Source organism: Nonomuraea salmonea (assembly GCF_042428605.1).
Classification (GTDB): Bacteria; Actinomycetota; Actinomycetes; order Streptosporangiales; family Streptosporangiaceae; genus Nonomuraea; species Nonomuraea salmonea.
In genome coordinates this window covers 177,397-197,459 of the sequence record NZ_JBHMCF010000061.1, presented here as the reverse complement: position 1 = coordinate 197,459, position 20,063 = coordinate 177,397, and the positions used below count along the sequence as shown (strand labels likewise).

Annotated in this window: 22 protein-coding genes; 9 read left to right on the top strand and 13 right to left on the bottom strand. The window is 72.6% G+C overall.

The features are described from left to right. Positions 1-70 precede the first annotated feature (70 nt). Entirely contained in the window at positions 71-1,435 is a 1,365-nt protein-coding gene (locus ACFFR3_RS48350) for a hypothetical protein (protein ID WP_379485388.1), read from the top strand. Here the strand turns inward: ACFFR3_RS48350 and ACFFR3_RS48345 are convergent. The 3 genes from ACFFR3_RS48345 to ACFFR3_RS48335 form a co-directional block, all read right to left on the bottom strand. Beyond that, positions 1,407-1,886 (bottom strand): hypothetical protein, encoded by a 480-nt coding sequence (locus ACFFR3_RS48345; protein WP_364375071.1) that lies wholly within the window; start codon positions 1,884-1,886, stop codon positions 1,407-1,409. The two genes, ACFFR3_RS48350 and ACFFR3_RS48345, sit on opposite strands and share 29 nt — an antisense overlap. 58 nt (positions 1,887-1,944) lie before the next feature. Beyond that, positions 1,945-3,384, bottom strand: a complete 1,440-nt coding sequence (locus ACFFR3_RS48340; RefSeq protein ID WP_379485387.1) for an MFS transporter — start codon at positions 3,382-3,384, stop codon at positions 1,945-1,947. A gap of 156 nt (positions 3,385-3,540) precedes the next feature. Next, positions 3,541-4,446 carry an MBL fold metallo-hydrolase gene (locus tag ACFFR3_RS48335; RefSeq protein WP_379485386.1) on the bottom strand — a complete coding sequence of 302 codons (906 nt, stop codon included), beginning with the start codon at positions 4,444-4,446 and terminating at the stop codon, positions 3,541-3,543. Positions 4,447-4,539: 93 nt separating this feature from the next. Here ACFFR3_RS48335 and ACFFR3_RS48330 point away from each other — a divergent pair, with 93 nt between their 5' ends. Together ACFFR3_RS48330 and ACFFR3_RS48325 are read left to right on the top strand one after the other, a co-directional pair. Next, on the top strand, positions 4,540-5,478 hold the full coding sequence (locus ACFFR3_RS48330; protein WP_379485385.1) for an AraC family transcriptional regulator: 939 nt from the start codon (positions 4,540-4,542) through the stop codon (positions 5,476-5,478). Positions 5,479-5,856: 378 nt separating this feature from the next. Further along, positions 5,857-6,696, top strand: coding sequence for a class I SAM-dependent methyltransferase (locus ACFFR3_RS48325; RefSeq protein ID WP_364375061.1), 840 nt, complete (start codon positions 5,857-5,859; stop codon positions 6,694-6,696). 59 nt (positions 6,697-6,755) lie between these two features. On the opposite strand, the gene ACFFR3_RS48320 is transcribed toward ACFFR3_RS48325, so the two are convergent. From ACFFR3_RS48320 to ACFFR3_RS48305, 4 genes are all read right to left on the bottom strand, one after another. Further along, positions 6,756-7,994, bottom strand: coding sequence for an MFS transporter (locus ACFFR3_RS48320; RefSeq protein WP_379485384.1), 1,239 nt, complete (start codon positions 7,992-7,994; stop codon positions 6,756-6,758). Continuing rightward, a complete protein-coding gene (locus tag ACFFR3_RS48315) occupies positions 7,991-8,995 on the bottom strand; it encodes a GNAT family N-acetyltransferase (protein ID WP_379485383.1) in 1,005 nt (334 codons plus the stop codon). The genes ACFFR3_RS48320 and ACFFR3_RS48315 overlap by 4 nt, the downstream gene beginning before the upstream one ends. After that, a complete protein-coding gene (locus ACFFR3_RS48310; protein ID WP_364375055.1) occupies positions 8,992-9,726 on the bottom strand; it encodes a YqcI/YcgG family protein in 735 nt (244 codons plus the stop codon). The genes ACFFR3_RS48315 and ACFFR3_RS48310 overlap by 4 nt, the downstream gene beginning before the upstream one ends. Positions 9,727-9,889: 163 nt before the next feature. Continuing rightward, positions 9,890-10,156: an SDR family oxidoreductase gene (locus ACFFR3_RS48305; RefSeq protein ID WP_345406388.1), complete on the bottom strand. Its 267-nt coding sequence runs from the start codon at positions 10,154-10,156 to the stop codon at positions 9,890-9,892. A 65-nt stretch (positions 10,157-10,221) separates the two neighbouring features. On the opposite strand from ACFFR3_RS48305, the gene ACFFR3_RS48300 reads away from it, so the two are divergent. Beyond that, positions 10,222-10,509: an Lrp/AsnC ligand binding domain-containing protein gene (locus ACFFR3_RS48300; protein ID WP_345406385.1), complete on the top strand. Its 288-nt coding sequence runs from the start codon at positions 10,222-10,224 to the stop codon at positions 10,507-10,509. Between the two features lie 32 nt (positions 10,510-10,541). Continuing rightward, on the top strand, positions 10,542-11,075 hold the full coding sequence (locus ACFFR3_RS48295; protein ID WP_364375049.1) for a MarR family transcriptional regulator: 534 nt from the start codon (positions 10,542-10,544) through the stop codon (positions 11,073-11,075). Between the two features lie 5 nt (positions 11,076-11,080). Here ACFFR3_RS48295 and ACFFR3_RS48290 read toward each other — a convergent pair whose 3' ends face one another. Further along, positions 11,081-11,446, bottom strand: a complete 366-nt coding sequence (locus ACFFR3_RS48290) for an SgcJ/EcaC family oxidoreductase (protein WP_345406382.1) — start codon at positions 11,444-11,446, stop codon at positions 11,081-11,083. An 89-nt stretch (positions 11,447-11,535) separates the two neighbouring features. Between ACFFR3_RS48290 and ACFFR3_RS48285 the strand changes: the two genes are divergently transcribed. After that, positions 11,536-12,180, top strand: coding sequence for a TetR/AcrR family transcriptional regulator (locus ACFFR3_RS48285; RefSeq protein WP_364375046.1), 645 nt, complete (start codon positions 11,536-11,538; stop codon positions 12,178-12,180). Here the strand turns inward: ACFFR3_RS48285 and ACFFR3_RS48280 are convergent. Continuing rightward, positions 12,130-13,341 carry an MFS transporter gene (locus tag ACFFR3_RS48280; RefSeq protein ID WP_379485382.1) on the bottom strand — a complete coding sequence of 404 codons (1,212 nt, stop codon included), beginning with the start codon at positions 13,339-13,341 and terminating at the stop codon, positions 12,130-12,132. The two genes, ACFFR3_RS48285 and ACFFR3_RS48280, sit on opposite strands and share 51 nt — an antisense overlap. On the opposite strand from ACFFR3_RS48280, the gene ACFFR3_RS48275 reads away from it, so the two are divergent. Then, positions 13,340-14,713, top strand: a complete 1,374-nt coding sequence (locus ACFFR3_RS48275; RefSeq protein WP_379485381.1) for an AlkA N-terminal domain-containing protein — start codon at positions 13,340-13,342, stop codon at positions 14,711-14,713. The genes ACFFR3_RS48280 and ACFFR3_RS48275 overlap by 2 nt on opposite strands. Here the strand turns inward: ACFFR3_RS48275 and ACFFR3_RS48270 are convergent. Next, on the bottom strand, positions 14,657-15,208 hold the full coding sequence (locus tag ACFFR3_RS48270; RefSeq protein WP_379485380.1) for a TetR/AcrR family transcriptional regulator: 552 nt from the start codon (positions 15,206-15,208) through the stop codon (positions 14,657-14,659). The genes ACFFR3_RS48275 and ACFFR3_RS48270 overlap by 57 nt on opposite strands. 119 nt (positions 15,209-15,327) lie before the next feature. Here ACFFR3_RS48270 and ACFFR3_RS48265 point away from each other — a divergent pair, with 119 nt between their 5' ends. Together ACFFR3_RS48265 and ACFFR3_RS48260 are read left to right on the top strand one after the other, a co-directional pair. After that, positions 15,328-16,242 (top strand): SDR family oxidoreductase, encoded by a 915-nt coding sequence (locus ACFFR3_RS48265; protein ID WP_345406367.1) that lies wholly within the window; start codon positions 15,328-15,330, stop codon positions 16,240-16,242. Positions 16,243-16,424: 182 nt separating this feature from the next. Next, entirely contained in the window at positions 16,425-17,390 is a 966-nt protein-coding gene (locus ACFFR3_RS48260) for a hypothetical protein (protein WP_364375031.1), read from the top strand. On the opposite strand, the gene ACFFR3_RS48255 is transcribed toward ACFFR3_RS48260, so the two are convergent. From ACFFR3_RS48255 to ACFFR3_RS48245, 3 genes are all read right to left on the bottom strand, one after another. Next, a complete protein-coding gene (locus tag ACFFR3_RS48255; protein ID WP_345406358.1) occupies positions 17,383-18,627 on the bottom strand; it encodes an esterase/lipase family protein in 1,245 nt (414 codons plus the stop codon). The genes ACFFR3_RS48260 and ACFFR3_RS48255 overlap by 8 nt on opposite strands. A 120-nt stretch (positions 18,628-18,747) precedes the next feature. Beyond that, entirely contained in the window at positions 18,748-19,551 is an 804-nt protein-coding gene (locus tag ACFFR3_RS48250) for a class I SAM-dependent methyltransferase (protein ID WP_379485379.1), read from the bottom strand. A gap of 9 nt (positions 19,552-19,560) precedes the next feature. Continuing rightward, positions 19,561-20,016 carry a GbsR/MarR family transcriptional regulator gene (locus ACFFR3_RS48245; protein ID WP_345406355.1) on the bottom strand — a complete coding sequence of 152 codons (456 nt, stop codon included), beginning with the start codon at positions 20,014-20,016 and terminating at the stop codon, positions 19,561-19,563. Between the last annotated feature and the right edge of the window lie 47 nt (positions 20,017-20,063).

The window sequence follows — 20,063 nt, the reverse complement described above, 5'->3', positions numbered from 1 at the left end:
CCTCCCCATCGCACGGCTCCCCGGCCGCCGTGCGTTCTCCTCGGCATGCCCTCACACGATCGGATTCACCGTGCTCGCCGACACTCGCGTGGCGCTGCCGTCGCCGCGCCGTTCCGCCCTCGCGGGCCACCGGCTCTTCACCGTCCTGCTGGCCCTGGCCGCCGCGCTGCGGGTGGTGACGATGCTCGGCTACCGCCCCGCCACCCTCTACTGGTACGACTCCTTCACCTACCTCGACATGGCCGTGCACCCGGCCCCGTCGGGCTCGTTCCACCCGATCGGCTACTCGCTGCTGCTGCGGGCCCTGCTGCCGTTCCACAGCGTGGAGCTGGTCGTGGCCGTGCAGCACGTGATGGGACTGGCCACCGGCCTGATCCTCTACGCCGTGCTGCGCCGCGGGTCGGTGCCCGGCCGGGTGGCGGCGGTCGCGACGGTCCCGCTGCTGTTCGACGCCTCGTTCCTGCGGCTGGAGACGGGGATCCTGTCCGACACCCAGTTCATCCTGCTCGTCGTGGCCGGTCTGGCCGTGCTCATGTGGTCGCCGCGGTTGTCGGTACGGGCGGCGACCGGCGCGGGCCTGCTGTTCGCCGCGGCGGCGCTGACCAGGACCATCGCGCTGCCGCTGCTGCTGCTCGTCGTGCTGGTGCTGGCGGTGCGGCGGGTGGGGTGGCGGCCGGTGGGGGCGCTGGCACTGGCGGGTGCGCTGCCGCTGGCCGCCTACGCCGGCTGGTACGCCCAGCACCACGGCCGGTTCGCGATCAGCGGCGCGGACGGTGTCGCCCTGTGGGCCCGCACCATGACGTTCGCCGACTGCGCCCGCATCCAGCCGCCGCCCGGCATCGCCCGCCTGTGCCCGAACAGCACCGAGGTGGACGCGGCCTCCGAGTACGTCTGGGCACCGGCGGCCTCGCTCAACCTGCTGCCCGGCGACCGGTTCGCGCACAACGACCTGGCCCGCGCGTTCGCCGTGCGGGCGATCCTGGCCCAGCCGCTGGACTACCTGGCCAACGTCGCCCGCGACACCGCCATCGCCTTCTCCTGGACGCCGATCCCCCACCCGGACCGGACGACGCCCGCCTTCGGCTTCGGCGAGGGCCGATGGGAGCTGCCCGACCAGCCGCTGATCGACAAGGTCAAGCGGGAGTACGACCCGGACATCCGGGGCCTGACGTCGGTCTCGCCGTACGCGGACGTCCTCATCGCCTACCAGTACGTCGCCTACCTGCGCGGCCCGTTCCTGGCCGCGATCCTGCTGCTGGGAGCGCTTGCCGCGATCCGGCGGCCGGGCGCGGCGCTGCTGCCGTGGGCCGTGTCCCTCGGCCTGCTGATCGGCCCGGTCGCGGTTCTGGACTTCGACCACCGGTACGTGCTGCCCGTCATCCCCGTCGCCTGCCTGGCCGCCGCCCTCACCTGGTCGAGACCGGCTCGTGCCTGAAGTAGGCGTTGGCCCGGGGCTGGAACATCAGGGTCAGCGCCCCGGCCACGGCCAGCACGTGCAGGACACGGCTCGCGGCGAAGACCCAGCCCACCGCGTCCAGACCGGCCACGGCTTCGACGATCGAGCCGCCCGCGAGCAGGTACTCGATCGGCTCCTTGACCAGCGAGATCGTGCCGAACACGCCGAGGGTGACGGCGAGGGCCCAGCGCGCCCAGTTCGCGCCGCGCCGCAACCGCAGCGCCAGGAATGTCGCCCCCGCGAACACGGCCACCCGGAACCCCATGCCCGGCAGCACGTCGGTCACCGGGACGCCGTCGTACAGCATCGTGACGACCATGAGCGCGGCCTCGAAAGCGCCGCACGCCACCGCCGCCAGCCACAGCGTGGCGGCGGTGCGGAGGACGGGCGGAGGTGTGGCGGGGGCGGTGCGGGGCTCGGTGACGGTCATGACGGCCTCCTCAGATGCGTGCGTACCCCTGGAGTCTTCACCGTGCGACCGGCCCGGATCATGCCCGCCGTCCCCCTACTTGAGGTAGGGAAGGCCCTACCCCTGACGGGTGCCGGGGCCGCGAGTGCCGGTGCGGCTCACGCGGCAGGAAGAGCGCGGTGAGCACGCCGATCGCCATCGCGCCCGCCGCGATCAGGAAGGAGGCGCGGAAACCGGCCAGGCTGGGGACGGTGACGCCGCCCAGCTGGTACGCGGTGCCGGCGAGCACCGTACCGATGACCGCGCTGCCGATCGACGAGCCGATCATCCGCATCAGCGTGTTGAGCGCGTTCGCCGCACCCGTCTCCGCGGCGGGGGTGGCCGAGGCGATCAGGGCGGGGAGCGAGGAGTAGGCGAGGCCGGTGCCCACGCCCAGGATCGCGGTGACGACGAGGCTCTGCCAGGCGGCGCTCATCAGCCCGAGCCCCGCGACGTAGCCGGACGCGATGATGAGCATGCCGAGAATCAGGGCGGCCTTGGGTGTCCGGGACAGCCGGGCGTGGACGGGGGTCGTGAGCATCATGGCCAGACCGAGCGGGGCCATGCACAGTCCGGCCACCACCATGGACTGCCCGAGCCCGTGACCGGTGCTCGTCGGCAACTGCAGGAGCTGGGGCAGGACCAGCGAGACGACCAGGAAGGCCATGCCGACCATGATCGAGGCCAGGTTGGTGAAGAGCGCCGCCGGGCGGGCCGAGATGCGCAGGTTCACCAGCGGCGCGGGGAGCCGCAGCTCCATCACCGTCCACAGGACGAGGACGGTGGCCGCCGCGGCGAACAGCCCGAGCGTGACGCCGGAGGTCCAGCCCCAGTCGCCGCCCTTGCTGATCGGCAGCAGGAGGAGGACGAGTCCGGCGGACAGCCCCACCGCGCCGCGTACGTCGAAGGTGCCCTGCGCGCGTACCCGTGACTCGGGGACGGCGAGGAGGGTGAGAACGACGCAGAGGGCGCCGAGGCCGGCGGAGCCGTAGAAGAGCACGTGCCAGTCGGCGACCTGCGCGACCAGCGCGGCGGCGGGCAGCGCGAGGCTGCCGCCGATGCCCATGGACGAGCTCAGCAGCGCCATCGCCGGGTCGCGCCGCTCGCGGGGCAGCAGGTCGCGCAGCAGGCCGAGGCCGAGGGGCACCGCGCTCATCACGACGCCCTGGAGGGTGCGGCCGGCGATCATCACGTAAAGGTCACTCGTCAGGGCGCTGATCAGGGCGCCGGCGACCATCGTCGCGAGGCTGACGATCAGCATGCGGCGCTTGCCGTGCAGGTCGCCGAGGCGGCCCATGATCGGGGTGGCGACGGCGCCCGCGAGCAGGGTCGAGGTGATGACCCAGGTGGCGTCGTCCGGGCCGGCGCCGAGCAGGCGCGGCAGGTCTTGGAGCACCGGGATGAGCAGGGTCTGCATCACCGAGACCACGATGCCCACGAAGACGAGCACCGGGACGAGGGCTCTTGAGCTGCGGGTCATGAAGGACGATCTCCAGAACGAGAGGTGTCGCGTGCGGGAGGCGTCGGCCCGTGCCAGGTCACGGGCCGACGAACCAGGGGCAGGTAGCCGACGGGCTGACGCCTCAGGCCACGGGCCGCGCGCCCCAGGCCGATGCCTCAGGACAGGGCCGGGGGCTCAGGTGGCCGCCCAGGGGCCGAGGGCGAAGGCGGCGCCGTTGCGCTGGACTTCCAGGGCGCCCGGGCCGCCGAAGTGGGCGGGGATGAGGAGTTCGCGCTCGTCGGCGGCACGGGCGAGGATCCGGTGGCGGCTGGCCTCGGCCTGTGCGGGGTTCAGGCAGGCGTTGCTGTTGAGGCAGGGGTCGATGATCTGGACCGGGCTGTGCAGCAGGTCGCCGGCGAAGACCGCGCGGTCGCCGCCCGAGGCCAGCCGCAGCACCGCGGAGCCGGGGGTGTGGCCGGGCGCGGACTCCAGGGTGAGGTGGTCGTCGATGCGGTGGTGCCCGTCCCACAGCACCGCCTGCCCTGCGCGGTGGATGGGCGCGATGCTGTCCTCGTAGAGCAGGCGGTCCGCCTCCTGTACGCCCCCGCCGTACGCGTTGTCCGGCCCGTAGTGGAAGTCGTCGGCGGCCGGGATGAGGTACCGGGCGTTGGGAAAGGCCGGCGCCCACTGCCCGTCCGCGTCCACGGTGTTCCAGCCGACGTGATCGACGTGCAGGTGGGTGTTGACCACGACGTCCACGTCCTGCGGCCGGATGCCGGCCCGCTCCAGGAGGGCGAGGAACTCACTCCTGGCCCGGTGGAACGGTCCCATGCCGGGCCGCTCGCGGTCGCGACCCACGCCGGTGTCGACCAGCACGGTACGCCCGCCGCTGCGCAGCACCCAGCTCTGCAGGGCGCTCACCATGCGGCCGGTAGCGGGCTCCCAGTGGTCGGGCGCCAGCCAGCCCGCGTTGGCCTTCCACACCTCGTCGTCGGCGTTCGCGAAGAACTCGGAGGTGGGCAGGAAGGGCACGTGCCACTCGAGGACCCGGATGACCTCGACGTCGCCCAGGATGATGCGCTGCGTGTTCTCGTTCGTCATGGTCAACGACCCTAGGAAGCGGCGGGCGATCCGCTCAATGCTCGTTCTGCTCAAATAAATACGAATGCGTATCACGCGCGATATCGTGGACGGATGGACGTGGTCAGTGACGCGATCTCCGCCGTTCATCTCGGGCACCCGCGGTTCGATCGGGTGGCAATGGACGGGAGCTGGTCCGCGCGGCTGGACCCGTACGACGGCGCGGGCTTCCACATCGTCCTCAAGGGCAGCTGCTGGCTCCGCACCGACGGCGGCACCGCCGTATGCCTCAACGTGGGCGACGCGGTGCTGCTGCCCCACGGCACCGGTCACGTGATCGCCGACTCCCCCGGCGACCTGGAGAAGGCGGTGTCGTTCGAGCGGTGCCTCGCCGCGGCGGAGCCGCGCCGGCACGGCGCGACGGAGCTGCTCTGCGGCAAATACCGGCTCGACTGCAGCCGCATGCACCCGCTGATGACCGAGCTGCCCGAGGTCGTCCACCTGCCCAGCCGCGTGGGCACCCACCTGGAGCTGCGCGCCGCGATCGACCTGCTCGCCGGCGAGCTGGACGAGGTGCGGCCCGGCTCCCACATCGCGCTCCCGAACCTGCTCGACCTGCTCCTCGTCTACATGATCCGGGCCTGGATGGCCCAGACCACCAGCGGCGTCTGGCCCAGCGCATTGGGCGACCCGGTGACGGCCGCCGCGTTGCGGGCGATGCACTCGCAGCCGGCCGCGCCGTGGACCATCGACCGCCTGGCCGCCGAGGCGGGCGTCTCCCGTCCCACGCTGGCGCGCCGGTTCACCGCCCTGGTCGGGCGGCCGCCGATGGCGTACCTCACCTGGTGGCGGGTGATCAGGGCCGCCTCGCTGCTGCGCGACACCAAGGACACGCTGGCGGCCATCGCCGAGCGCGTCGGCTACAGCAGCCCGTACGCGCTCTCGCACGCCTTCGAGCGGGAGTTCGGCACCCCGCCAGGGCGGTACCGGGAGATCGTCCGGTCGGGCGCCTCCCCGGCGCCCACCGCGGCGTCCGGCCGCTTCTTCGGCTGAACGGCGAGCTTGATCCGGCCGGTCCCCTCCTCGTACATGCCCACAAGACGCGGCGGCGGGCGGAAAGCTCCAACTGCTTTTCTCGCCACTTCGCTCACGGAAAGTGAAGAAGTCGAGGTAAAAGGCATCGCGCCCTTCCTGGACTTTCCCAAGAAGGGCGCCGGGCGTAAAAAATCATCAGGCCACCGCGCTTTATCCGGGATTCCTGGGTATGGAGTTGTCTCACCCCCCAGGAAAGGAGGTCGAGTCAGCCCGGGCGCAGTTTCCGCAAGCCTTCCCCCCATGGGAGAACAGGCTCTCGCATGCGCTCATAACTCCTGCTCAAGCAGGGGATGAAACGTACGCACAATCCTGCATCAGAATTCCGGAGAAAAAGGCATGACGCAAACCGTGCATCGCCCGTACAATGGCCGGACCACGCAGCCGAAAGAAGCCATCCGGCAGGTTTACGAATTCATCTCCGCCGAGTACGACGACCGCATTCCCGGCCTCACTCCGGCCGACCGCAGATTCATCGACACCGAGCTCGACTTCATTCTCGGCCGGGTCGGTCCCGAGGACTCCGTGCTCGACCTCGGCTGCGGCACCGGCCGGCTCACCATCCCTCTCGCGGGGCTGGCCAAGGAGGTCGTCGGGCTCGACCTCTGCGACGGGATGCTGGCCGTCGCGCGGCGCAAGGCGGAGGAGGAAGGGGCCGACATCCGGTTCGACCAGGGCGACATGTGCGACCTGCCGTACCCGGACGACAGCTTCGACGTCGTCACCAGCACGCTGGCGCTCATGCACATCCCGCTGGAGGCGCGGGGGACCGCGTTCGCCGAGATCGCCCGGGTGCTGCGGCCCGGCGGGCGCCTCCTGACCGGGGTGAAGAACGCCGCGTTCGAGCAGCTCACCCGGGCGGACCGGTTCGCGACGGTGGACATCACCGACGTCGACAACAAGACCCTGGTGTTCACCGGCACCCGCGACGGCGAGCAGCGGGAGGCCCCCTGGTTCAGCTTCACCCCCGACGAGCTGGAGGAGCTGTTCTCCGACGCCGGGCTGCGGCCCGCGCGGCTGCGCGGCAACTGCGTGGTCGCGGCGTGGATGGCCGACCAGATCCTCGCCGACCCCGGCATCTACTCGATCGTCGAGCGGCTGGAGACGGCGCTGAACGAGACGCCGCCGTTCAGCCGGTTCGGCTACTACATCCTGGCCGAAGCGGTGAAGCCCGCCTGACGGGCCGACGGCCGGGAGAGACCGGGAGGACGGTGCCCGTCCTCCCGGTTCTCGCGTGCTCAGGCGGAGGTGGACTCGCGCACCGGCGGCGGCCCGGAGTCCTGCAGGAACGGTGCGCGCAGCCAGGGGAAGGCCGCCGCGCCCAGCGCCGAGGCGGCCAGCGCCACCACGGCGAGCAGCGCGAAGCTGCCGCCGCCGAACACCTGGTAGGCGGCCGTCGCCACGAGCGGACCCGCGACCCAGCCGAGGTCGGAGATCAGCCCGAACCAGCCGAACGCCCATCCCTGACGTCCCTCCCCGAGCCGTCCGATGACCGCCCGCATGTTGACGTAGACCAGTGGCTGCACCGCCATGAGCCCGATGAAGGCCGCGGTGAACACCCCGTACGCGCCGGTCAGCCAGGCCACCGCCAGGGCCGCCGCCTGCACGGCGAAGACCGCCGCGGCCAGGGGGAAGCGGCGCGACAGGTGCATGACCCGGCCGCCCACCCAGGAGAAGGCGGCGAAGACGGCCAGCCCGGCGAAGAAGCTGAGCGAGACCGCCCGCTCCCCCGCCCCGAGCGGCCCGGTGCCGTGCAGCGGGAACAGCGGCTCCAGCGCCGCGTACACCGCGTTGTTGGCCAGATCGAGCAGGCCGAGCACGACGACGAGCGGGATCAGCGGCAGCCGGGAGAGCCGCTCGGCGGGCGCGCGCGGCGCATCGCCGCTCGGCCGGCGCTGTGCGGGCCGTCCGGTACGACGGAACGCCAGCGCCACCAGCACGGTGGCCAGCACCGTCAGCACCGCGCCGCCCGCGAACGCGGACCGGAAGTCGATCACCCCGGACAGCGCCGCGATGAGGCCGGGCCCCACGGTCATCCCGGCCACCGCCGCCGTCCCGAACCAGCCCAGCGTGCGGTCGGAGCCGTGCCCCGACTCGGTGCCGAGCTGCGCGGTGAGCCGGTAGAGGGCCGGCATGGCCAGCCCTTCCCCGATCCCCCACACGAACCGGCAGGCCACCACCTGGCCGGAGGTGGTGGCCACGGCCAGCGCCCCGGTGGCCGCGGCGGTGACGGCCAGGCCGGCGATCGCGATGGTCCTGCCGCCGATCCGGTCCACGAGCCAGCCGCCGAGCGGCTGGCAGAGCGCCTTGGTCGCGGCGAACCCGGCGAAGGCCACGCCGATGAGCACCGCGCTCATCTGGAAGACCGTGTTGAGCGTCGGGACGAACGGGATCAGGACGGTGTACGCCACGTTCGCCACGCCGACGGCGCCGAGCAGCGCGACCAGCCGTAACCGCACGCCGGCCCGGCCGCTCATCCGGGTCTGCCCAGGAAGTCGCTGATGCGGCGGTGCATCTCGGCCAGCCGTCCGGCGTAGGCGGGCCTGCGGGCGAGCAGGTAGACCGGGCTCCACAGATCGACCGGGTGGAAGCCGAGGCGCTGCTTGAACTCCAGGTTGCCGCGCCCGAAGTCCACCCACCGGCAACCGCGCTCGGCGGCCGCCGCGATCGCCTCATAAATCAGGAAATAGTACGGGAAATGGGTCTTGAGCAGCGCGTAGTCGATCCCGGCCGCCCACAGCACCAGGCAGCCGTCCCACTCGAAGGACAGCAGCCCGGCGGCCGGCCGCCCGTCGAGATCGGCGCTGAGCAGCCGCGTACCGGGCACCTCCAGCAGCGCCCGCAGCGCCGCCTCGCTGTAGAGCGGCGGGGTGCCGTGCCGCTCGGCGGACTGGCGGGTGAGCCGGGCGAACGCGGGCAGCACGTGGCCGGCCTCGGTGCGGTCCCTGTCGTGGTAGGTCAGCCCGGCCTGCGCGCCGCGCCGGTGGTAGCGCCGCAGCCGGCCCCGGTGGGAGGTGGCCAGCCCGTCGAGGTAGCCGTCCATGCCGTCCGCCAGCCGGAGGCGGCAGGTGGCGTCGAGCCGGACGAGCGCGTCGGGCCGTGGCAGGGACTCCAGTGCCGGGCCGGGCTCCAGGTTGGTGACGACCAGCGCCTTCGCGTCCCACTCACCGGCGATCTCCAGGGCTCGCGCCACCGTCCCCGACGCGTCGGGCACCTGGTTGAGGGGGTTGGCGACGGCGTACACGGTGGACAGGTACGCCACCGGGCCCTCCCACACGGGCGGCAGCTCCGCGTCGCCCTCGTACCCGCGCCACAGCGGCGAGTCCGTCACGAGCTGCAGCGTGACCGGCACGTCGCCGGCCCGCAGCCGGACGTGGGCGGCGGTCGCCTCCATCCCGCCGGCCAGCCAGGCGTCCTGCCAGCGCCCGGTGGCGAAGATCCGGCCGCAGTCGGTGCCGGGGTCCGCGAGCGTGGTCACGCCGGTCTCCCTTCCTGCAGCGGGCAGCGGTCCACGAGCGGGACGTTGGCGTCCGGCAGCACGTACTGCTTCCACTCCCGCATCTCCGTGTCGCCATAGGCCAGCTCGACCAGCTGGGGATGCGGCGGGACGTCGTCCCAGCGGCCCACCCGCTCGTAGATGCGCTGCCGGATGCGCTCCCCGCCCGGGTCGTCGCGGTTGGTGCCGAAGAACACCCTTCTGGGCTGGAAGCACATGAGGAAGTGGTCGCCCATGCGGCGGCTGTGCCGCTGCCGGTAGGCGGGGATGCAGGGGAAGACGAACATGGGGTCGCCGGCGAAGCAGAACTCCCACTCCGGATGGTCGGGGTCGTTGGGGATGTGCGCGGGCCACGGCTCCGGGTCCTGCTCGCGCAACCGGCGCAGGATCTCCCAGAACCGCCGCTCGTGGGCGGCGAAGTCGCGCTCGCCGGTGTCCGGGAAGAAGGCGATGAGCAGGTGGCGGCGGCGCGGGTGCGCGCGGGAGAGCGCGATGAAGTCGGTCAGGGTCGGGGGCAGCACGCCGAGGTCCTGCTCGCCGGCCACCCAGGTGTAGCGGATGTGACCCTGGGCCTCGGCGGTGGTGCCGAAGGTGCAGGGGAAGTCCGGGTCGCTGATCACGGCCCGGTAGTCCTCGTACGCCTCCCTCACCCAGTCCTGGCAGGCACCACGCGTCAGGTCCTCCCTGGTGAGCAGGCGGGATGTTCTGGCCATGGGGGCTCCTCCAGATGCGCCGGCGATGCACATTGTTTGCGTGCGTCAAGCACATATACCGCGCAGGGCGGCTCCCTAACATGGGGCCACTCAGCGGAAGAGGTCGCGGTGGTCGTGGGCCCACTGGCGGAAGGTGCGAGGCGGCCGATCGGCTGGGGGCCGGTCAGGCGGTAGGCATGGCGCTCGGCAGGCCGGACTGCTCGATCAGGCGTTCCATACCGGCGTGCATCCTGAAGATGGGGTCGTCGCGTTCCTCGTCGCCGCCCACGCCGATCGACGACAGGTAGACCAGGCGGCGGGCGTGGCGGGCGTGGCGGGCGATCGTCTCCACGACGGCGGGCGCTCCTTCGGTGGTGAGGAACGGCCAGATCAGAAAGACCGTGTCGATGCCGGACGACGCGCCGGGCAGGTCCTCCAAGGTGCCGGTCACGGCATCGGCGCCGGCGGGTACGCGGCCGCCGGGGCGTACCAGAGCGCGGGCCTTACCCTGGGACTGTGCGAGGAGGCGGCTCAGCTCGGACCCGGACCCGAGGCGGTGACGGGCGCCGGCCTGCCGCACTGCGACGCCGAGGACCTGCGGCTGCTGAACATCCTCGTGAGGAGACGGTCTTCGCGGCCGCCACCACCGGCCCGACCAGCCTGGTCGCCAGGGTGCTCTGCACCGACGCGCACGACGCGTACCGGTACCTCACCGAAGGCGTCGCCGCCCTGCCCGCCGTCACCCACGTGGAGACGACACCGGTCGTCGAGACCCGCAAACGGCTCGGCCGGCTCCTGCGCTGACGGGCGATTCCCCGTGTCGTTAGACTCGCACGGTGAGCCTGGAGCGAGCGGTCAACCTGTACGGCGCCTCCGCGCTGGTGGCCGAGGACGCCGTCCGGCGCGCCTGGCAGAGCGCGTTGCCCGGTAAGTCCGAGTCGCTGGGGGCGGGGCTGGTCGCGCTGGCCACGTTCGGAGACCTGTTCGTCGACGAGCTGAGCAGGGCGTTGTTCCTCACCCACTCGGGCACCACCCGGCTGGTCAACCGCCTGGAAGAGGCGGGCTGGGCGACCCGCCGCGCGGGCGACGACGACGCCGACCGGCGCCGCGTCCTCGTCTCGCTCACGCCGGAGGGCCGGAAGGTGGTCGGCGACGTGCTGACCGCCCGGCAGGAGGCGCTCGCCGCGCTGCTCGCCCCGCTCAGCGAGACCCAGCGCGAGCAGCTGTCCGGCATCCTGGAGACGATCCTGCGCGGTCACGGCGGCGACGGGCGCAGCCTGCACACCACGTGCCGGCGGTGCGATCACCAGGTGTGCGTGCCGTGCCCGACGCTCGAGGCCCACCGGGCGGCCACCGCCACGGAGACCTGACGCGCTCAGGCCGCGACCATCGGGGTGGTCTGCGCCAGCGCGATCCGCCAGTCGCCGTCCTCCTTGACCAGTGCGAACGTCAGCGCCCCCTTCCGCCCGTCGTTGACGTGCTTGACCAGGTGGGCCAGCGCCACGTCGGGCCGCAGGAAGGTCACGCCGAGCAGCTCGTTCTCGGTCAGCACGTCCTTCAGCGGCGTGCTCAGCGCCTTGGACATCACCTCCTTGACCTGGTCACGCCCGCGCAGCCGGACGCCGGCGAAGTTGACCAGCGCCACCTCCTCGGTCAGCAGCCCGGTGAACCCTGCCACGTCGCTCTGCAGTTCCTCGGCGTCGCGGACGACCCGCTCGATGGCCTCGATGTCGGCGTTCATGATGCTCCTCCTCTGCTAGCGGAGCGATTCGCTCCGCTCTGCACGTTACTGCGGAGCGAATCGCTCCGCAACTGCTAGGATCCGTGACGATGAGCACGCGAAAAGACCGCGCGGAACGCAACGACCACGCCTTGCTGCAGGCCGCCCGCGACGTGCTGGCGGAGGACGGCGCCCACGCGTCCGTCGCCGCCATCGCGGCCAGGGCGGGCGTCGGCGTCGGCAGCCTCTACCGCCGCTACCAGACCAAGGAGGAGCTGTTCCAGCGGCTCAGCCTGCTTTCCCTCGATCACTGGAACGAGGCGGCCGAGCAGGGCCTGGCCGATCCCGACCCGTGGGCGGGTCTGACGGGGTTCGTCCGCAGCTGCATCGAGTTCGGGCAGGGCTCGCTCGCGCCCGTCGCCGGCACCATCGAGGTGACCGAGGAGATGAGCGCGAAGTCCCGTCGCGGCGACGAGCTCCTCGACGAGCTGGTACGCCGCGCGCACGCGTCCGGCGACCTGCGCGCCGACGTGACCGCGATCGACATCTCCCTGCTCATCGAGCAGCTCGGCCGCTCCCCCGTGGTCGATCAGCTGCGCAAGCAGGGCAGGGACGACCTGCTGCCCGCCGCCGCCGAGGCCCGCCGGCGGCTGATCGCGATAGCGCTCGACGGCCTGCGGCCAGGCCACGACCCGCTGCCCGGGTCACCTCCGGGCGATGAGCTGTTCACCGGCCGCTGGTCGGTGCAGGAGTAGCCAGGAGGCGGGCACGAGCGCGAGCCCTGTCATGGCGAGCACGGCCGGGACGAGCCTGCCCGCGTCGAGCAGCGGCGTCACCAGCGCGGCGCCGAGGGGCGGCGTGGCCTGCATGAGCGTACGCAGCCAGGCGAACCCGCGCCCCCGCCACTCGGCGGGGATGCGGGCCATCCGCACGGTCTGCGCCCACACCGTCATGGGCGCGCTGAACATCCCGATCACCAGGAACCCGGCGGCGACCCCTTCGAGGTGCGGCGCGGCCAGCACGGCGAGGAAACCCATGGCCGCGACGGCCTGGACCAGCCCGATCGCCCGCAGCGGCCGGGAGCCGGGCGATCGGGCACCCGCCGCCGCCGCGCCCACCAGCTCACCGGCCGACAAGGCGGCGAGCAGGAACCCCAGCGCCTGCGGCCCGCCGGGCAGCTGTGTCTTCGCCAGCCACGGCCCGACGACCATCAGCATGCCGAGGGCGACGTTGAAGGCCATGAACGCCACGGTCGTGACCACCAGCACCCGATCGCGCAGCAGCCCGGCCGGCCGCGTGCTCCCCGCCTTGGACGGCGCGGGCGCGAGCCGGCGGCGTACGAGGAGCGCGCAGGCGGCGAGCGCCCCGTACGACACCGCGTCGAAGGCCAGGACGGCCTCGGCCCCCACCCCGGCGATCAGCAGGCCGCCGAGCGCCGGGCCGATCATGCCCGCCAGGCTGAAGCTCAGGGACTCCAGCGCGTTGGCCGCGTCACGGTCCTCCTCACGGACCAGATCAGGGATGGCCGCGGGGAACGCGGCCAGCGGCACCATCTTGAACAGCCCGTAGACCGCGGCCACCACATACGGCAGCGCCTCAGGCACCTCGCCCACCGCCGCCATGACGGGCACGGCCGCCATCGCGGCTCCCCTGATCACGCTGTCGGCGGCGAGGACGTGCCGCTTGTCGAACCGGTCGAGCACCGGCCCGGCCAGCAGGCCGCCGACGAAGACGGGCAGGGTGTGGCACACGGCCAGCAGCCCCAGCCTGGCGGTGCCGCCGGGCTGGGCGAGCACCAGCCAGGCCAGCGCGACGAACGTCATCCCGTCGCCCACCAGCGACACCGACGAACCGAACCAGAGCAACCGGAAATCGCGGCCCGACAGCGGGCGCCGGTAGTGAGTGACGATCGACATGCGATCAAGGCTGGCGACGAGCGCCGCGATGCGCTGGCGGCCATCGGCCGCCGTCGCCTGCTCGCCGTCCGATGCCCGCCAGCCCGGCCACGCGGCCCATGGCACCCTGGGAGGGGTGATGGGTGAGGACGCCGTCTACGCGGCGATGGAGAGCAGGGACCCGCGCTTCGACGGCTGGGTCTTCGTCGCCGTCACGACCACCCGCATCTACTGCCGCCCCAGCTGCCCGGCGGCCATGCCCAGACGCGAGCATCTGCGGCTGTTCCCGACGGCCGCGTCCGCGCAGGTCAACGGCTTTCGTGCGTGCAAGCGCTGCCTGCCGGACGCCGCCCCCGGCTCCCCCGAGTGGAATCTGCGCGCCGACCTGGTGGGCAGGGCGATGCGGCTGATCGAGGACGGCGTCGTGGACAGGGAGGGGGTCGCCGGTCTGGCGGCCCGGCTCGGATACAGCCCGCGGCAGGTGCACCGCCAGCTCGTCGCCGAGGTGGGGGCGTCGCCGCAGGCGCTGGCGCGGGCGCAGCGGGCCCAGACGGCCCGCGTCCTGCTGGAGTCGACCGGCCTGCCGGTGGGCGACGTCGTGTTCGCCTCGGGGTTCGGCAGCGTGCGGCAGTTCAACGACACCATCAGGCAGCTGTACGGCACCACGCCGACGGCGTTGCGCGCCAGGGCCGGATCGAGCACGCCCGGCGTGATCGCGCTGCGCCTGCCGTACCGGCCGCCGATGGACGTGGCCTTCATGCTGGCGGCGCTGGGCGCGGAGGCGGTGCCCGGCATGTCCGCGTACGTGGACGGCGTCTACCGGCGCTCGCTGGTCCTGCCGTACGGCACCGGCGTCGTCACATTGTCGGATGCACCCGCGCACGTGGCCTGCGAACTGCGCCTGGACGACCTGCGCGACCTCCAGGCCGCCGTGGGCCGCTGCCGCCGCCTGCTCGACCTGGACGCCGACCAGCAGGCCATCGACCACCGGCTGGGCCCCCTGGCCGCCGCCGCTCCGGGGCGTCGCGTCCCCGGCACGGTGGACGCCGCCGAACTGCTCGCCCGCGAGTTGCTCGGCCCCGAGCGCCTGGCGGAGCTGGTCGCCCGGTACGGCAAGCCGCTCGCCGCACCCGCCGGCGGCGTGACCCGTACCTTTCCCCGCGCCGAAGTGCTGGCGGAGCTGGGCATCGAGACCGACCCCGAGCAGGCGGCCGGGCTACCCGAGCGCGCGGCCGCCGTGATCAGGATGCGTGCCCTGCGCGATCCGGACGTCGTCCTCCCGGGCGTCTCGGGCGCGGACCGGTGGCGTCCGTGGCGCTCGTACGCGATGCAGCACCTAGAGGGCGCGCAGGTCGTCGAAGCTCTGGACGAGGTGCGCGTCCAGGCTTTGTGACGGGTCGTCGATCCAGGCCTGGAGCGCCTCGTGGAAGGCGGCCCAGCCGGCGCGGGCAGCCAGGATGGCCGGCCGTTCGGGGACGCCGCGTTTCCGCAGCGCCTCCGCCATGGCCTCGGCCATCGACGCGCCCTTGGCGAGGTCGCGCTCGCGCAGCGCCGGCGTCGCGGCGATGATCTGGAGCCGCGGCTCGGCGAAGGGCCGGGTGCTCTCGGGGATGTGCCGGGCCTCGCGGAAGGCATGTTTCAGCACGTCGAGGGGGCCGAGGCCGTCGGGCGCCGCGGCCATCGCCTCGACCACGGCCGTGCGCAGGTCGGCCTCGCCGTCGAAGAGCACCTCGCGCTTGTCGGGGAAGTGGCGGAAGAACGTGCGTTCGTTGACGCCGGCCCTGGCGGCGATCTCGGCGGTGGTCGTCCCGTCGTACCCGCGCTCCAGGTACAGCTCCAGAGCCGCCTCCCGGAGGCGGCGGCGCGCTTCTGCTCCGCTACGTGGCACGCAGGAAGAATACCTCATATGTCAGCCGCTGACCTCACTTGACGCCAGTCACTGACACTACGTATGGTCAGTCACTGGCACTAAGAAACGCCAGTCACTGACATCATCGGGAGAGTGTCATGCATGTCTTCGTCACCGGCGGCACCGGCCAGACCGGCCCCGCCGTCGTCGCCGAGCTCGTCGCCGCCGGTCACACCGTGACCGGCCTGGCCCGCTCCGACACCACGGCCGCCCTGCTGAGGTCGCTGGGCGCCGAGCCGGTCCGCGGCTCCCTGGACGACCTCGACGTCCTGCGCGCCGGCGCCGAGGCCGCCGACGGGGTCCTGCACATGGCGTACGGCGGTGACTTCTCCGACCCCGACGCCATGAGGCGGCGCGACGTCACCGCGATCGAGACGCTCGGCCGGCCGCTGGAGCACTCCGGCAGGCCGCTCATCATGACCTCGGGCACGCTGGTCATGCCCGAGGGGCGGGAGTTCACCGAGAAGGACGAGCCCGACCCCGACGGGCTCGCCTCCTTCCGCATCGCCGGCGAGCGGGCGTGTCTCGACTTCGCCGCGCGAGGGGTGCGGGCGATCGCGATGCGGCTCGCTCCCACCGTCCACGGGCCCAAGGACCGCGGGTTCATCCCCATGCTGATCGCCACCGCGCGGGAGAAGGGCGTCTCGGCGTACGTGGGAGACGGCGCGAACCGGTGGCCCGCGGTGCACCGGCTCGACGCGGCGGTGCTGTTCCGGCTGGCACTGGAGCAGGCGCCCGCGGGCAGCGTGCTGCACGGTGTGGCCGAGACGGGCGTCACGTTCAGGGACATCGCCGAGGTCATCGGCCGCCGCCTGGGCGTCCCGGCGGTCTCGCTCACCCCGGAGGAGGCCGCCGCCCACTACGTCACCCCGTTCATGGCCAAGGTGTACGCCTTCGACGGCCCCGCCTCCAGCCGCCTCACCCAGGAGCTGCTCGGCTGGTCCCCCGTCCGCCCGGCCCTGCTCGACGACCTGGAGCACGGCGACTACCTGGCCTCCGCCTCAGCGGTGTGACGGGTCCTGGCGCGAGGCGGCGGACGAGTTCCGAGGTGGTCGGTACGGCTGGCCCTACCCCTAGGGGAAGGGCTGGCCGTCCTGCGGTTGGGGGGTCGCCGGGGTGGGGCGGAACCACCCCGATTCCTAGCGTGGAGGCTGTTCCTTCCCCCCTGCGGCTCCCGCTTCGAAAGGGCAGGCCGATGCCCGAGGTCCTCGAACCCGTCCGTCCCGCGGTGCGGCGCCTGCACCGCCCGCTCCTGCTGATGGTCGCCTCCATGACGCTGCTGCTGGCCGTCTCGGCCGTCGGCATGGTGACCGACGACCGCGTCCTGCTCGGCGCGTCCGTCTGGGCCAAACCCCTCAAGTTCGCCGTGTCGTTCATCGTGTACGGCCTCACCCTCGCCTGGCTGCTGAGCCTGCCGCACAAGGCCGGCCGCTGGACCTGGTGGATGGCGACGCTGCTGGCCGTCACCGGCATGGTGGACGTCGGCGTCGTCGTGGTGCAGGCGGCGCGCGGCACGTTCAGCCACTTCAACCAGGCGGACGACCCGTTCACCGACGGCATCATGCTGGTCTTCGGCATCGGCGTGCAGCTGCTCATGCTCGCGAACTTCGTCCTCGCCGGGCTGCTGATCTTCCAGCGGGTCGGCGACCGGGTGCTCGCCTGGGCGATCCGCGCGGGCCTGGCCTTCGTGATCGCCGGGATCGGCCTCGGGTTCTGGATCCCGGCGAGGTCCGCCGAGGTGTGGACGGCCATCGACGCGGCCGGCCACGCGGTCCCCCTGGCCTCCCAGCACAACGTGGGCGTCCCGGACGGCGGCCCCGGGCTGCCGCTCACCGGCTGGAGCACGGTCGGCGGCGACCTGCGCATCCCGCACTTCGTCGGCCTGCACGGACTGCAGGTCATGCTGGCCGTGGCGCTGGTGCTCGGGCTGCCGGCCGGCCGGGTCGCCCGGCTGCGTGCCGAGCGGACCCGGGTGGGCCTGACGCTCGTGGCCGCCGCGGCGTACGCGGGGCTGATCGTCCTGGTGACGTGGCAGGCCGTACGCGGTCAGCCGCTGATCCACCCCGACGGCCGGACGCTGGGCGCGCTGGCCCTGCTGGTGGCCGCCACGGCGGCGGCCGGCTGGGCGGTCGTCGCGGCGGGCGGCCGCCGCCTCAGTTGAGCCAGCTCGCCACCTGCGAGGCGACCGAGGAATGCCAGCCGAGCGTCAGGTGGTTGGCGGTGGCGACGAGCGCGGTGCCGGCCACGTTGCCGATGCCGGTCCTGGACAGCGCGCTGGTGGTGAACACGACGCCGTCGCTGGGCCCGCGGTTCTCGTTGTAGATGCCGACGACCGTGGGCGACCCGCCGGCCAGCAGGTACGTCGCCACCGACGACGGCACCCCCGCCTGCTGGATGCGCGAGATCAGCGACCCGGCGTCGATCGCCGCCTGGATGCCCGGCCCCGCGGTGAAGAAGCCCTGGCCGCCGTAGTAGGTGGTGTACCAGTCCTGCTGGGTCTGGTCGATCCCGTACGTGCCGTCGAAGCGGGCCAGCATCTGCCGCTGCCCCGGGTAGGCGTCGTACCCGCCGGTCGGCACGAACGAGAACTCGGGACGGTAGGCGTAGACGCCGTAGCAGGTCATGTGGGTGTGCGGCGCGGGCGAGTTGACCTGGCCGCCGCACTCGGGCCAGATCGACAGGTCGTGCGCCCAGCCGTGCGCGAACGGGTAGTCGTAGCCGGCGTTGGGCCCGCCGATCGTGACGAGCTTGCGGACGTCGCCTGCGTACGAGCGGCCCCAGCCCGGCTTGACGGACGAGACGTACATGCGCGTGGACATCATGCCCTTGCTCCACCCCACCAGGTCCACGGACGAGACGCCGAGCCTGTCCTTGATGACCGCGATGGCGTCGCCGACCTGCTGGGCCTGCATGAAGTTGTCGCCCTCCTTGTGGGCGAACCCGATCGCGAACACCCGGTGACCCGCGTCGACCAGGCGCTGCATCAGCCCGGTACACGGACAGGTGATGGCCCCGCAGCCGAAGCCGCCCGACTCGCCGGGGTTGGCCCAGGCCCTGTCGGGGTTGTCGTTGGCGCCGTGCACCAGCAGCACCGGCGTGCTCTTCGGGTTGGTGTTCCAGCCGGGCGCGTAGTAGAGCAGGAACCGGCCGGAGAAGGGCCGCCTGACGCCGCCGAAGAAGGTCAGCCGCTGACCGTCCTGGTCGCCGCGGCCGTCCGGCGGGTAGCTCTCCTGGGTGAAGCCGGAGGTGGTGTCGAGGTAACGCTCCACCCTCGACCAGCCGTTCGCGACGCTGGTGTAGGTGGCCTCCAGGGTCAGGTACGACGGGGTCGTCGCCTGGGCGGGCACCGGCACCAGCAGCGCGGTGAGCAGCACCGCGACCGTCCAGAGGTAACGCATCGAATCTCCTGTCCGCAGGGCACCGGCGACGCCCGCCATCGTCGCCGGATCCCGGCGGCCGTTCCAGCGCCGCCCGCCACACTTTCGCCGCCCCGTACGTGTGCGCCCGGCACACCGGCCTCAGAACCGGTAGCGCAGCACCCTGACGCCTTGCCGCGACAGCGCGGTGCTGCGGGCGGTGAGCCGGGTCAGCGCGCGCAGGGGCTGCGGGAAGCTTGCCGTCTCCGGGGCGCGGGTGAGGATCTGCTCCTCCTCCAGTGCGAGGCCGGCGCCCCAGGACTCCGGCTCGCGCGGGTCGTCGAAGCCCTGGGCGGCGCGGATGCCGAGCGCCCTGATGGTCGGGTGGTACTTCATGGCCCAGGCCGCGAAGCGGGTGTAGCCGTTGAGCGCGAGCTCGCCCGAGGGCAGGTGGCCGGTCAGCGCGCGGGCCATGGCCTGGAAGGTGTCGCCGGGCATGAAGGGCAGCAGCCCCTCGGCGACGATCATCGCGGACCGGTCGGCGGGGATCTCCTGCAGCCAGTCGGAGCCGGTGAGGTCGGCTCCCACGAGGTGGGAGCGGCCGGGCAGGCAGGCGTCGCGCAGCTTCACCACCTCGGGGAAGTCGACGTCGTACCAGTCGACGCCGGGCGGCGGGTCGCAGCGGTGCACCCTGGGGTCGAGCCCGCAGCCCAGGTCGAGCACCACGCAGCCGGGATGGGCGGCGACGTACGCGCGGACCGCGTCGTCGAGCCTCCTGGTGCGCAGGGCCGTGGTGACGACCAGGCTGGGCTTGATCTTCAGTTTGGCGAAGTCGTAGTCGATGCCGGCGGCCAGCTCGGCCGACAGCGTGTCGCCCAGGATGGGGGCGGGCCGCCCGGCGTCCAGGGCCTTGGCATGAAGGGTGAGCAGCAGCGTTTCCTGGATCAGCCCGAGTCGGGGGTGCATGGTGGTTCCTCAGCGGCGTAGGGGATGGCGGGTGGCGAGGTCCTGCAGCCAGGTCAGCGAGTCGTGAGCGGCCTTGATCCGCTCGGCGCGCCGCTCGTCGCCGCCCGCGATGGCGAGCCCCTCGTCGGCGATCTCGCCGAACGCGCTCAGGCTCTCCAGCTTGCGCTGGATCACCTTCTGCCAGGCGTCGTCCTCGATGCGGTGGTAGGCGGTGCGATCGCCCGGCCTGCGGACCTTCTTGACCAGGCCGATGGCCGTGAGGAAGCGCATGTTGGAGGTGAGCGAGGCCCGGCTGGCCTGGATGACGTCCGCGATCTGACCGGCGGACTGCTCGGCCGGGTCGCAGATCATCAGCCAGCCGAGGATGCGCCCGGTGATGGGCGGCAGCCCCCACTCCTCGACGCAGAACGCCGCCACCCGCTCGACCCAGCGCAGCGTGCGGTCCCGCTCTTCCTCAGTGGTCATCGTCCGTGTCCTTCTGTGGTGATCGTCGGCCGGTTCACTGTGCCATG

Coding starts and splice junctions, on each gene's coding strand:
- ACFFR3_RS48345 (WP_364375071.1), bottom strand. CDS start 1,886: ATGACCGTCACCGAGCCCCGCACCGCCCCCGCCACACCTCCGCCCGTC.
- ACFFR3_RS48340 (WP_379485387.1), bottom strand. CDS start 3,384: ATGACCCGCAGCTCAAGAGCCCTCGTCCCGGTGCTCGTCTTCGTGGGC.
- ACFFR3_RS48335 (WP_379485386.1), bottom strand. CDS start 4,446: ATGACGAACGAGAACACGCAGCGCATCATCCTGGGCGACGTCGAGGTC.
- ACFFR3_RS48330 (WP_379485385.1), top strand. CDS start 4,540: ATGGACGTGGTCAGTGACGCGATCTCCGCCGTTCATCTCGGGCACCCG.
- ACFFR3_RS48325 (WP_364375061.1), top strand. CDS start 5,857: ATGACGCAAACCGTGCATCGCCCGTACAATGGCCGGACCACGCAGCCG.
- ACFFR3_RS48320 (WP_379485384.1), bottom strand. CDS start 7,994: ATGAGCGGCCGGGCCGGCGTGCGGTTACGGCTGGTCGCGCTGCTCGGC.
- ACFFR3_RS48310 (WP_364375055.1), bottom strand. CDS start 9,726: ATGGCCAGAACATCCCGCCTGCTCACCAGGGAGGACCTGACGCGTGGT.
- ACFFR3_RS48290 (WP_345406382.1), bottom strand. CDS start 11,446: ATGAACGCCGACATCGAGGCCATCGAGCGGGTCGTCCGCGACGCCGAG.
- ACFFR3_RS48285 (WP_364375046.1), top strand. CDS start 11,536: ATGAGCACGCGAAAAGACCGCGCGGAACGCAACGACCACGCCTTGCTG.
- ACFFR3_RS48275 (WP_379485381.1), top strand. CDS start 13,340: ATGCGATCAAGGCTGGCGACGAGCGCCGCGATGCGCTGGCGGCCATCG.
- ACFFR3_RS48280 (WP_379485382.1), bottom strand. CDS start 13,341: ATGTCGATCGTCACTCACTACCGGCGCCCGCTGTCGGGCCGCGATTTC.
- ACFFR3_RS48265 (WP_345406367.1), top strand. CDS start 15,328: ATGCATGTCTTCGTCACCGGCGGCACCGGCCAGACCGGCCCCGCCGTC.
- ACFFR3_RS48260 (WP_364375031.1), top strand. CDS start 16,425: ATGCCCGAGGTCCTCGAACCCGTCCGTCCCGCGGTGCGGCGCCTGCAC.
- ACFFR3_RS48255 (WP_345406358.1), bottom strand. CDS start 18,627: ATGCGTTACCTCTGGACGGTCGCGGTGCTGCTCACCGCGCTGCTGGTG.
- ACFFR3_RS48250 (WP_379485379.1), bottom strand. CDS start 19,551: ATGCACCCCCGACTCGGGCTGATCCAGGAAACGCTGCTGCTCACCCTT.
- ACFFR3_RS48245 (WP_345406355.1), bottom strand. CDS start 20,016: ATGACCACTGAGGAAGAGCGGGACCGCACGCTGCGCTGGGTCGAGCGG.